12 protein-coding genes are annotated in these 11773 nt (G+C 41.7%); 4 read left to right on the forward strand and 8 right to left on the reverse strand.

The window, feature by feature from the left end:
* Positions 1-104 precede the first annotated feature (104 nt).
* The 8 genes from ABXS75_01525 to ABXS75_01560 form a co-directional block, all read right to left on the reverse strand.
* Positions 105-929 carry an amidohydrolase family protein gene (locus tag ABXS75_01525; GenBank protein ID XCP85510.1) on the reverse strand — a complete coding sequence of 275 codons (825 nt, stop codon included), beginning with the start codon at positions 927-929 and terminating at the stop codon, positions 105-107.
* 56 nt (positions 930-985) lie between these two features.
* Positions 986-2122 (reverse strand): Gfo/Idh/MocA family oxidoreductase, encoded by a 1137-nt coding sequence (locus tag ABXS75_01530; GenBank protein XCP85511.1) that lies wholly within the window; start codon positions 2120-2122, stop codon positions 986-988.
* Positions 2123-2169: 47 nt separating this feature from the next.
* Complete coding sequence (locus ABXS75_01535) at positions 2170-4050, reverse strand: thiamine pyrophosphate-dependent enzyme (GenBank protein ID XCP85512.1); 1881 nt, start codon at positions 4048-4050, stop codon at positions 2170-2172.
* Positions 4051-4310: 260 nt separating this feature from the next.
* The gene (locus tag ABXS75_01540; protein ID XCP85513.1) at positions 4311-5681 is read right to left on the reverse strand and encodes a hypothetical protein; all 1371 of its coding nucleotides are present in this window, start codon (positions 5679-5681) and stop codon (positions 4311-4313) included.
* 208 nt (positions 5682-5889) lie between these two features.
* Entirely contained in the window at positions 5890-6531 is a 642-nt protein-coding gene (locus ABXS75_01545) for a NosD domain-containing protein (protein XCP85514.1), read from the reverse strand.
* Positions 6441-8345: a choice-of-anchor R domain-containing protein gene (locus ABXS75_01550; GenBank protein ID XCP85515.1), complete on the reverse strand. Its 1905-nt coding sequence runs from the start codon at positions 8343-8345 to the stop codon at positions 6441-6443. The genes ABXS75_01545 and ABXS75_01550 overlap by 91 nt, the downstream gene beginning before the upstream one ends.
* Positions 8346-8363: 18 nt before the next feature.
* Entirely contained in the window at positions 8364-8849 is a 486-nt protein-coding gene (locus ABXS75_01555; GenBank protein ID XCP85516.1) for a TIM barrel protein, read from the reverse strand.
* A 5-nt stretch (positions 8850-8854) separates the two neighbouring features.
* A complete protein-coding gene (locus ABXS75_01560) occupies positions 8855-9166 on the reverse strand; it encodes a hypothetical protein (GenBank protein XCP85517.1) in 312 nt (103 codons plus the stop codon).
* Positions 9167-9202: 36 nt separating this feature from the next.
* Between ABXS75_01560 and ABXS75_01565 the strand changes: the two genes are divergently transcribed.
* The 4 genes from ABXS75_01565 to ABXS75_01580 all read left to right on the forward strand — a co-directional run bounded on the left by ABXS75_01565 (position 9203) and on the right by ABXS75_01580 (position 11570).
* Positions 9203-9628, forward strand: coding sequence for a hypothetical protein (locus tag ABXS75_01565; GenBank protein XCP85518.1), 426 nt, complete (start codon positions 9203-9205; stop codon positions 9626-9628).
* 19 nt (positions 9629-9647) lie between these two features.
* A complete protein-coding gene (locus tag ABXS75_01570; GenBank protein XCP85519.1) occupies positions 9648-10655 on the forward strand; it encodes a Gfo/Idh/MocA family oxidoreductase in 1008 nt (335 codons plus the stop codon).
* Positions 10656-10889: 234 nt separating this feature from the next.
* Entirely contained in the window at positions 10890-11342 is a 453-nt protein-coding gene (locus ABXS75_01575) for a DUF2975 domain-containing protein (GenBank protein ID XCP85520.1), read from the forward strand.
* A gap of 12 nt (positions 11343-11354) precedes the next feature.
* Positions 11355-11570, forward strand: a complete 216-nt coding sequence (locus ABXS75_01580; protein XCP85521.1) for a helix-turn-helix transcriptional regulator — start codon at positions 11355-11357, stop codon at positions 11568-11570.
* Positions 11571-11773 lie beyond the last annotated feature (203 nt).

Genomic DNA, 11773 nt, shown 5'->3' on the forward strand with positions numbered 1-11773 from the left:
CCTATATAATTTTGATAAAATACTTTTATCCTCAGGTGTAGATTACCATGTAAACTACGCCTCAGACAATTTTGTTATTTTCGCAGTTTTCTGCCCTCAATAACTTATTTAATCAAGTTCCACATATTTTCGCCCATAATTTTCTCTTTATCAGAATCAGATATTTTTGAGTTGTTCATCACAAGGTCAACATGATATTTAATATTACAGAGTGGCTCTGTAGGATAATCAGTACCAAATAGAATCTTATCAGCACCAATATATTTCACTGCCTTTGTCAAAAGATCCATATCTACCAGTTCTATTTCCTTTAATGCCGCAATACCCACATAGACATTCGGATTTTTCCATGCAACGTTCATGGCTTCCTTAAACCACATTCCAAAAGGAAAACTACCCATATGCTCAGCGATAATCGTCAGGTTTTTAAAACGGCTTGCTACTTCATCAAGATAGATCGGATTGGAATATTTAATCAGACCGCCATTCTCGCCGCCAGTATGAATTACTACCGGAACACCCAACTTTTCCGCACATTCATAGAATGGATAAAGGCTTTCATCATTCGGATAAAAGAATTGTGTAGGAGGAGTAATCTCTCCAATTCCCTTAAGACCGAGCACTTTAATAGCATATTCCATCTCTTCTATCGCCTTTTCACCCTCGGTAGGATCTACAGCAGCAAATCCAATAAAACGTCCATTGGATTTTTTACAAAAATCTGCAATCTCTTCATTAGAAATAGTAAATTTAGCAGTCTTAAGCCCAAGTAATATGCCTTTATCCACACCGCCTTCATCAAGTGCGTGGATCATCCCCTCCATTGACAGGTCAACATTCTGATACCATTCTTTCTTTGCTCCTTTTGCGCCATTTACCCAATCGGCCGGAATCTGTTTAAACGGGTGAATATGAGCATCAATAATCATAATTTTTTCCTCTCTTTCTTTCAAAACATTGAATCATCATTTTCCGATAATTATAATTAATATTTGTCGGTAGCTTCACTAACTTTAACTACACGGTTTTCTGCAGCAGATTGATAAGCGGCCTTGATAACTTGAAGGAGCTTTTTGCCGTCCTCTCCACTGCAACTTGGTTCTCTATCTTCAAGCACAGCATCTGAAAATTCCTTATTCTCGAACTTAAATGCAGCAGTATATCCGCATTCAAGATTCTCATAAGAGATAGATGTTCCATCTTTATAATGAATCAATGGTGCTTTCATTTGGAGTCTTCCCTCAACTCCATTAAGCCAGATTACACCTTTGTCTCCGATAATTTCTACACGATCGTCGAACGGTGAACCACCTGTTTTTGAAATGCTTAACGGAGCTCCGAAATGCTCGTCGAAGCTGCCGACTGCATACGAATCAGCATATTTAAAAGCTGTGACCGAACAATACTCTCTGTCTGTGACTCCATCATTTGCATATTTGATTATGCAGGAAATTTCCTCGATTTCTCCTCCCAAATACCTGGCAACAGCAAATCTGTGATGCCCACAATCGTAGAATCTTCCTCCACCCATTTTGCAAGAATCAAATCTCCAATCACCGGTAGCTGTCAGTTTGTTAGCCAAGCCATAGTATCCGTGGAAAGCATCTGAGAATTTCTCCGGATCGTCCGGAAACATTGGACCAGTTCCTTGTCCGAGAGTTACCCGGACCATCGTCAAATTACCAATTTCACCATTTTCAATCAATTCTTTCGCCTTCATAACAGACGGATCAAACACACAGTTTTCAAGAAGCATCAGTTTTACATCTTTCGCTTTAGCTGCTGCAATCATCTCATCTGCATCAGACAATTTTGTAGCAAAACATTTTTCAACGCCAATATGTTTTCCTGCATTTGCCGCATCAATTGTCATTTGCCGATGAAGATGATGAGGAGTAAGCACAAACACAGCATCTACTTCATCATCACCAAGCATATCATGATAATCCGTATATAATTTTGATATGCCTGTAACCTTACCCCATTTCTGTAAAAGTTCTTCTTCTGTATCGCATAATGCTACCAGAACACCATTGATTTCTTCAGCGTGATCCATATAAGCTCTGATATGATGCTTTGCAATCATACCTAACCCAATTAGTCCAATACGTACTTTTTCCATCTTTTCTCTCCTATTTTTTTCATTTTCTATTTTCAGTTTTACATCAATTAGAAACCTATCGTATGCTTGAGATTTTGAACTCTCTCACACCAATTTCCCACATTCCAATCTCCAAAGGTTCCAAGACCTCCCATCTCATCCCTGCCGAAATATACAGGAACATGTACCAAGGACAGTCCATCATACTCGTATGCCTGTTCCAGAGCTTTTTTCAATTCCTCCACAGATTCCCCGCCATAAAAGCCTTTTACTCCTTTAATAGACTCTGCCATCTTCACATAATCTACTACGACCTGATCGTCTGTCCTGAATTCTACGTCATACTGATTGTACTGAAGGCTTGTGATAGCTCCCATACGCCGGTTGTCAAAAACGACGATCATACCCTTAAGTCCATACTGAGCTCCATCTATCAAAACCTGCGGATTCATCATAAAACTTCCGTCACCGCTGAAAGCTATCGGATAATCCCTTCCTCCTGCAAGTGCAAATGCAAGCGTCGAGGATACTGCAAATCCCATATAGGAAGACCCCGTGTCTGTGATTGTCTGCTTGGGTTTCTCATCAGTTACAATCTGAAATCCATTTGCCTGAACGTCTCCTGCATCAAATATCTTCACACATTCATGAGAATCGGCAAAATCCACTACTGTCTTAATCGCAGCAGGTTCTGTGAGAATCAGTTTCCCATACTTCTCGTCATATAGAACAGGGTTGTCATATCTTAATTGTTTGTATGCCTCCCACTCTACGCGTTTCTTCATACATTCTTTCAGCCACTTTGAATCGGACGCTCTATTTTCTGCTGCCTTCAAAAGTTCAATCAGCCGCAAAAGGACTTCTTTTGCATCTCCTTGTATCCGAATCGAATTACTATACTGCCCCAGATCATCATAATCGCAGTTAATATTGATAATCTTCTTAGATTTTCTAAGCGCTGTTCCTGAGCTGTCCCACTGACAGACACCTCTGGCCCCAACAGCGATAAACAAATCACACTCGTTCATGGCAAAGTTTCCGCAAATGGAGCCTTTAGAACCACCAACACTCATATGACGCTTTTTAGAAGCCGGATACAGTCCCGGAACCTGGAGTCCCTGCACATAAACGGCATCCGTAAGCTCTAAAAACTCCTCCCAAACTTCCTCAGGAACATTGGAAGCTCCACCTCCTGCTTTTACCGTAATTCTGGAGGCATTACAAATAGCATTTACAGCAGCTTGATAAATATCCATATCAACGCTTACAACCTTTGATTCCTCAGACTTTTCCGGAAATTCCAACAAATTGCAGCCTTTTATGATTTTGGGCTGGATATTCATCGGAAGCAGCATATAGAACGGGGATCGTTTAGCCTTTCCATTCACTGCAACATCGCCTCTCTTCAGTGCGGTAAACACAGCTTCCGCAGTATGCAGCGAATATGCCGGGCCAAAAGTTGACAAAACCTTTAAAAACAGCTCCTGCTCCCTTCTTGGAATCTGCTGCATGTTTGGCCCTTCACTTTGACTGGTTTCATCACCCATCAAATAATAAATACCAAGGCCATTAGACAATGGAACCAGTGATCCTGCCGCCGCCTGCATAGCTCCTGGCCCTATAGATGTAAACACTGCAGCGGCTTTTCCGTATTTCCATCTCAGCATAGATGCCACATGAGAAGCCTCTACCTCATTTCGAACATTGATCGTTTTTACCACATTTTCTTCTTCATATATACGAAGCACTTCTCCAACATCCGTCGTTCCATGTCCAAAAATACCTATAAATGTTCTTACATCCTGATTTGCCAATCCAAGAATAACCGCCTCACTAAGGCTAATATCCTGAAATTGTTCCAAGCCGCCTATTTCCACAGCTTTTCGGATTGTACCATAAGTTTTAATCCCTCTGGCACGCTTTCTTCTTTGTTCAATTTTTTCGTCCATTATTTTTTTTATTCACACCTCCCTGACGTATTTTTTCCCGGGAAATACATCTCCTTTTTTCAATTTAATTATATATTGAGGAAAACAAATTACACAATTATAATTGCAACCGCTGTTGCGCATAATACAACACATCTTTTTTTTCAACAATTTAGACAAATACTTTTTGTTCATTTTATGCAATTTATCCAAAAAAGGAAGACTCTGATAATTTATCAGAATCTTCCTTCCTATTTCTATATATTACTTTTACATTTTAACTATCTGCACTTTCTTTTCTTAACAAAGCAGATTGCCGCAATAACACATACTGCTGACATCATGACAATAATCCATCTATAACTTCCAAAATCACCCGTATTAACTTTCTGATCTGACTTTGAAGTAGTCGATGAACTACTCTGATTGCCCGGTTTGCTGTCACTTGGTTTATTGTCCCCTGGTTTATTCGGATTGCTCGGGTTGTCCGGCTTATCCGGGTTGTCCGGCTTATCCGGGTTGTCTGGCTTATCCGGATTGTCCGGGTCATCCGGCTGACTACTCTTCCCGTTATCCTTCATCAATTCAATTTCAGATACCAGCACGGCATTTTCACCTGAAGTAAATTCGAAAGTCAGATTCTTAGCCTTTATGATTTCTTCAAAAATAATCTCATTAAATCCGGCTTTTAACTTATCTGACGCCAGAGTCATAACTTCTTCATCGCCATTTTTAATTACAAGTTTTGCAGGAACTCCATTTTCCTCAAATGCAATATTGATGAGGCCAATTTCTTTCAATTCATCTAATTCAACAAAGACAGAACCCTTCTCTCCATCGTAACTCCAGTTCCAATCATCATTTACCAACCCATTATTAATGCTGTCTATAGACGCTTCCGGAATGGTAAATGTCTGATAACGGCTATCCTCTGTATAAGCTCCAACGCCGTATCCCGTCTTTCCGTTCGTCTCAAAACTGTAATCCACAACCGGGGTATCAGAACCTTCTGCATAGATCTTAAGCCATCCGGTTCCGAGTGCCTCAACATTGAAGCCGTTAATCACGTCATAATTATTATCATGTCCTGTTACTTTACCAAATGTTTCATTTGACGCTGCTTCCACATTTTTACTCGTTACAAATCTCCAGTGTGCCTGGCCGTTATTATTGTAATCTCTCTGTGTCGCAAGCAACAGTGCATATTTTTTACCTGCCTTTAACGACGCCTGATTTCCGTCCTTGTCCCGCATTTCTACTTTGAACAGCTTTTGCAGTTCAGCCGAATTAACTGCGTCTTTCTTAATCACGCCTTTAGCAAGATAAGCTCCTTCCGGTCCTTTTCCACTCGCATCTGTCTCATAAATGTAAAGCTCCAGATCATGAATGTCGCTCTCCCAGAGACTCTTGTCATTTACAGTTCCCCAAATCTCCACGGCATCTAATGTAACGTCGCTTACAACCGTAGATGTTATCACCGGAACAGAATTTTCCTCGTAATCCAATTCCGTCATATAATTCTCTGTGTTAAATGCATGGAATCCGTAAAGTGCAACCGGACTATGATCCGTTGTATCAAATTTTACACGGATCTTATTTGTCTTAATCCTGTCAAATGTGACCGTATTACGATTTGACGTAATCGTTCCCATCGTGGCTTCCGGCACGTCCTCCCACTTGCCATCCACTTCGTACTGGGCGACTACTGAATTTGCAATACCAGTGTGTCAAGGCTCGGATTTCCTACCGGCTCATAATAGAGATAATAGTCGATACGGTCCACATAACGCTCTGTTCCGAAATCTACGCCATACCAGATATCTTCATCTTGCTCTGCAGATTCCCATCTCGCCTGAGTATTCAGTGCATTAAGATACCGCCGCCATGTGTGAAATCATTATTGTAAATAGAGTTATAATTTGAACCTGATTCAAACAGGGAACTTGTTGAATCCCGCGCATGAACTTCATCATATACATCGATTCGGATACCCCAGCTAAAATCGTTATCCTCTACGGTATTGTAGCTTGAATTATCCATTTCCAGACAAACGTCCGAAGCAATCGCAAAGCTGTTATCCTTGATCGTATTGTTATTGCTTTTCCGCATGATCAGGGCATTTGCATTGTTATTTGCATTATTTCCGCTAATTGTACTCTTACTTACTCCTTCCATCAGAAGAGCTCCGCCTTCCTGGTCGCCCCATCCGCCTTCCGGATTCGTATAGTTATCAGAAAAATCACAATCTGCTACTGTAACTCCTGAACAATTAACAAGTTTTGCCGCCCAATAGAAGCCGCTTACCGTAATGCCGCTTATGGAAGAACCTTTCACTTTCTCCATCACGATACCCGTTCCTTTGAAAGCACCTGTATCAATTGTACATGCCGTTCTGTCAAACGGTTTATTTCTCATGGAATCCGAAACAGCAGCTTCATCGTCATAGGACATATCCCAATAATAGAAAGGTTTTGCTTCGCACAGATCGCTGAATGTACGCACGCCATCTTCTGAAACCTGAACCTTAAGGATACCGCAAAAATGTTTTGCTTTTGAGTCAAAACTAAGCTTAATGGAAGATGCACCGGAAAGCACCAGAGAGCGCGCCATGTTGTAGAAGTTTTTCCGGACACGGCATTAAGCTGATATGCATAAGCTCCTGTTGTCGTATCAGATACGAATTTTTCTTCCTCTGCATTTACGATCTTTACATAATCTGCTTTTACTTTTACATTGTCCGCACCGATCGTAATTCCTGTCTGTGCCCCTCCAAAATTATAGATACCCGGTTTTAACGCCGTATCTTTCTTTATGACCATGCCAGCCGTTGGTATGGTATAATCCTTGCTCTGATCGTAAACGTAAACATCTACACTTGCGACAGCACTTCCGCTCTGCACGGAAATTTTGGCAACTCCTTCTTTTGCGCCTGTAACGACAGCTTCGCCATCTTTTGCATTTAGAGTTACAGCATCGGAATCCGCAGAAAATTCTATCTTAGAATCCGTGATCTTAGCGCCATTTTGATCCAGAACCGTTGCCGTGATCTTAGTTGTTCCGCCGATTTCCAGAGTATCCTGATTGCTTACTTCAAGGGTAATATCATAGGGAACTGCCCCTCCAGGCACCGGTGGAAGATCCGGACCTACCGGCCCCTCCGAGCTGCTTCCCGGTGTATAATTGACCTTCAGATACATTGTGCCTACTACGGCCGTCTCATCGCAGGTACCCCTTACTCCAATCTGACCGGCTGCTTCTGTCCTGGCCGCCTCAATATTTTTGCTGCTTACCCAGTCGTATCTTCCATTTGTCTTTGTCAAATTATCTGCCAAGGGATCCGTAGTAAGTACAACCGCATACTGCGTATCCTTTTTCAAGCCTTTCACAGAAGACAGATCAATCGTGGTGACGCCTTTATCCACCACATCCGCCCCTGCTACCGTCACGGAACCAATCTGCTTATCCGGTACGCCACCGGACATAGAATAGACTGATGCCACCAGATCGGCCGTATTTCCACCTTCATCTGTTCTCTTGATCAGCCATACTTCAACAGAATTCAGATTTCCGTCTTCCGGCATGGTAAAGCTCTGCCAACGACTATAGGCATCCAAAGAGCTTCCAAAATCAAATCCTGATCTTTTGCCGCTCGCGTCATGAGAATAATCAATTGCCCCTGCCTTTATTTTTTCGTAGGTGACCTTAAGATACATGGTTCCTACTGTAGTTTCTGCAGCAAATCCTCTGCCGTTATGTTTTCCGGCCACATCACCGCTTGCCACCACGGTCGTTTTATTACTCACCCAGTCATACTTCCCATTTGTCTTTTCAAAACTGGTAGTCAAAGTATCCATAGTAAGAAACAGCGCATACTGCTTTCCTTCCTCCAGTTTTCCCACATCACTGAAATTTATCGTAGTAATTCCTTTATCCGTAACGTCTGAACCCTTTACGATTACCTCCCCGCCGATCTGAGTGCTGGGAACGCCGCCTTCCATCGCATATAAACTGGCCTTTATATCGCTTGTCCCGCCACTTTCATCTGCTCTCTTGATCAGCCATACATCTGCTGATTTTAGCGTGCCTTCCTCCGGCATGGTAAAACTCTGCCAACGGCCCCACGCATCTAGTTCATTTCCAAAATCCAACCCCCAGGTTTTTCTACTTGCATCAAACGTGTAATCAACGCATGACTCATCTGACGCATCTTCTGCGTGAACGACAGGTACACTGCCTCCGAACACCGTCGCCACCAGCATGAAAAGCGTCATGATCATACTCAAAAAACGCTTTTGGTGTGTCGAAATCTTTCTCATTTTTTTCCTTCTTTCCGCTTACATTTCAATAAGCTTATCTAGTATTTCCTTTGCCTTTACGATATCCCTTTTCTGTTCTTCGCCAGAAATTTCCCGTTCGATCGTGATATCGCCGTCATATCCGATTTCTCTTAATTTCTTGATAAAATCCGGATAATTTACCTTTCCCTGTCCGAGAAGTACTTCTTTTCCAAGATAGTGCCCATCCGTAGGATACAGCCCGTCCTTACCGTGAATGCCGCGCACATATTCGCCAAATACGTCCAGCGCATCGATAGGATTTGCCTTACCGTACATGATCAGATTCGCCGGATCAAGGTTAATTCCAACATGCCCTTCTCCAAGCTCCTTTTCAATATCCTGAATCGCACGTTTCAAAGTCACCGGCGTTTCCTGCCCCGTCTCAAACAGGAAAATCTGCCCATTTTCTTTACATTTTTCTACAATACTCTTGCATGCCGTAAGTACTTCCTGATATTTGGGATCGTAAGGATTTTCGGGCATATACCCTACATGCGTTGCAAGCTGGAGACATGAATTTTCTTTGCAAAATCAGATCCTTCCATCAACATTTTTACACGCTCGGCACGATAATCGGCAGGAATCAGGCCCAAGGTAAGCTGTCCCTCGTAAAAATCCCATACCTTTCGTCCCTCCCAGCCACACCAGAAGGCGCTAATTCCTACGTCATACTTTTCGATTGCGGCATTTACTGCTTTTGCAGCAGCATCATCATTTAAAATTTTCCTGTTCCAGCAGACCAGCTGACAACTTTCCAATCCCATCGATTTCAGCTCTGCAAAACGTTCCTCAATATCCAACCTTGCTCCTGTGGAAACCGGGGATGCCTGGAATTAATGATCGGTGAGAATTCTCTTAGGAAACGGGTCCTGAAGCTTGACCAGCATTCCGGACTGGCGCAGAATCAGGTCGTTACGTACAGTGATTTAGGTTCTGCCTCTCTATATGGCGATATTTGTGCGCAGACGGTAATTCATGATATAGCCGGAGATTTTTCAAATGCCCTTCGCAATCTTATCTGCCTTGTGCGTCCAAAGATTGTAATTATCGGCGGAAAAAGCAAGAATCTGGGACCATTGTTTCTCGAAGAGGTTAAAAAGAATCTGAATACTACCGGATTCCGACAAATTATAGATTCAATGGATCCGATCAGATATAGTATGTTAGATTCTGCAGCCTATTATATTGGCGCAATGAAATATTTCTTTGATATACACTATGATTTTACGCAGAATTTATTCGATAGCTTCTTTATTGGATAAATTCGCAGATTGGAGAATTATGAAAAAATTGAGAGTTGCCCTTGTAGGATGTGGCCGTAATATCGAAAAAGCGAAATCGTTTGCAGACAAATTTCCCGGGTGTAAATATACGGCCGATTTTGACGAGATACTGGATAACAAGATCGACATTGTTCACCTCTGTCTTCCTCATTATCTTCACCCTAAGATGGCTATAAAGGCCATGAAAGCCGGAATTCACGTTATGACGGAAAAACCGATTTCCATCACTTTGCAGGAAGCTGACGAGATGCTTAAGGTGCAGCGGGAAACCGGAATGAAATTAGGTGTGATCTTCCAGACCAGATATACAAAAAGTGTAGAAACTTTGAAAGCTATGATCGAACGCGGAGATTTTGGAAGGATTCTGTCTGCCCGCTCTTATCTCACCTGGAACCGCCCGGCCAGTTATTATGAAGACAGCGACTGGAAGGGAACCTGGGATAAGGAAGGCGGAGGCGTTTTGATTGACCAGGCTACCCACAGCGTCGACAGAGTACGCTACCTGGTGGGAAGCGATGTGGTGTGGATAGACGGAGGTATTCACAATTATGTACATGATTTTGTAAAAGTTGAAAACACTGCACATGCAATTATGATGTTTGAAAATGGATGCCTGTACAACTTGTACGCATGCAACACTTACGGACTGGATTCCTCGATTCTGATTGAGCTTGTCGGTGAAAAGGGCCGTTGTGGCCTAAAGCAGGATACCGGCTTCTATGAAATCGGTGATACCTATGAGGAAATTTATGACGCCTACATACCGGCAAGTGTCGGTCCTGTCTATTGGGGAAGCAGCCATTATATCCAGCTCCGTGATTTTTATGATTCCGTGTTATTGGATAAACCTGTGGCGGTTGATGGGTTAGAAGGACGTAAGACATTGGAGATTATTAAGGGAATCTATCTGTCTTCTGCAACTGGCAAGCGGATTACTATTCCTTTTGAAGATGTTTCATATGTAAATATTAATAAAATCGAAAAAGATGGGACTGCCGAAAAATAGATATTCCTAAAGAAAATAACTGTTATATAAAGTACCAAGATGAACGTCCACCGGACATTCACTTAGGCATGATTGGCAAGAAGAATAGACGGATAAGAATCTAATCGTTTCTTATCCGTCTTCTTTTTTCAATAAAAATATATCGAAAAACAATAAATTTATATTGCAATTCGAAAACCATTCAAGTATAATAGAACAAAATCAATAATGAATAAAAACTCGGAGGACACTACCATGGAATATGAAAAAATTGCAAAATTTACAAAATGGATTCTTGATTTTATGTTTTTTGCCGGAATCATTGTTGTGATTACCGTGCCGCTCTGGCTCAAGTTTGGGGGGCTGTACTACTCAAGGGAGATCATGAAGCATTACTGGCTGATGCTGATCGTATTCGTATTATCCGGTCTGCTTGGAATATTTATCTTGAATGAATTGAGAAAAATGATGAGGACTGTATTGGAACAGAATTGTTTTGTCATGGAGAATGTGCTCAGTTTGAAAAAAATGGCAAGATATAGTATTGCTATCTCTATATTTTTTGCCATTAAAGTCGCATTTTTTCCTACACCTGCGACCTTGATCATCGTACTTGTATTTTTCATAGCTGCACTTTTCAGCCTGGTCCTTTCCTGTGTATTTAAACAGGCCATTGATTACAAAAATGAAAATGATCTTACAATTTAGGAGGTGAGTCTGATGGCAATTATGATAAACTTAGACGTTATGATGGCAAAGAGAAAGATCGGGCTCACGGAGCTTTCCAAAGAAGTAGATATTACGATGGCCAACCTGTCCATATTAAAAAATAATAAAGCGAAAGCCATTCGATTTACAACGCTGGAAGCAATCTGCAAAGCCCTGGACTGCCAGCCGGGAGATATTCTTGAATATATTCCGGATAGGGAAAATTAGAAACATTATTATGTCAAATATTATTGATATATTACACTAAGACACCCTTAACAAAAAATAAGCAGAATATATAACCTGATTCAAACGAAAGGAGACCAAATATGATGTATGAAATGAATACGAACCCAATCCAATCCCCTACTCCATTACCACCTGCTCCTACTCCCCTTCCCACACCTAAGTTTAACGACAGGGAACTAACA

This window comes from Roseburia hominis (assembly GCA_040702975.1).
Taxonomy (GTDB): Bacteria; Bacillota; Clostridia; order Lachnospirales; family Lachnospiraceae; genus Allocoprococcus; species Allocoprococcus hominis_A.